General features: G+C 64.2%; 1 protein-coding gene. It reads right to left on the bottom strand.

The genetic code is table 11. The annotated features are described in order from the left end of the window. Positions 1-695: manganese catalase family protein (locus NCR37_RS28030; protein ID WP_250476074.1), on the bottom strand; the 695-nt coding region annotated here is incomplete at both ends.

Below are 695 nucleotides of genomic sequence, written 5' to 3' on the forward strand. Positions count from 1 at the left end.
GCGGTGCCGTCGCCGCCATCGACTGCGGGCTGCGGATCTTCGACGAACTTCCAGTCGCCGCCTTCGTTCCACGGGCCGCGTGCGTCGTCGCCCTTCGACATGTTGAAGTACACGCTCGTGAACTCCGGCACGCCCGGCAGCTTGCCTTGCGGGAAGTTCGGCTGGATCGAATGCAGCGCCTTCTCGAACGACTTCTGATGCGCGATTTCGCGCGTCATCAGAAAGCCGAGCGCGTCCTTGATGCCGGGATCGTCCGTCACGTTAATCAGACGCTCATAGACGATCTTGGCGCGCGCCTCGGCTGCGATGTTCGAACGCAGATCGGCCGTCGGCTCGCCGATGGTGTCGATATACGCCGCCGTCCACGGCACGCCGGCCGAGTTCGTGAGCGGCGTGCCCGCGCCGTACAGAATCGCGGTCGTGTGCGAATCGTTGCCGTTGCCCGTCATCGAGCGATACAGCTCGGCTTCCTGCTCCACCGCTTCGGCAAGAGCGCCCTTCGCGCCCTTGTTCAGCATCGCGACAATGCTGCCGATTACTTCGAGGTGGCTCATCTCTTCGGTCGCGATATCGAACAGCATGTCCTTGCGGCCCGGATCGTCTTCGGTCACTGCTTGCGTGAAGTAGCGCATGGCGGCGGCAAGCTCGCCTTGCGGGCCGCCGAACTGCTCGAGGAGCAGATTGGCGAGGCCGGG

The sequence above is a fragment of the Caballeronia sp. GAFFF1 genome, from assembly GCF_023630705.1.
Lineage (GTDB): Bacteria > Pseudomonadota > Gammaproteobacteria > Burkholderiales > Burkholderiaceae > Caballeronia.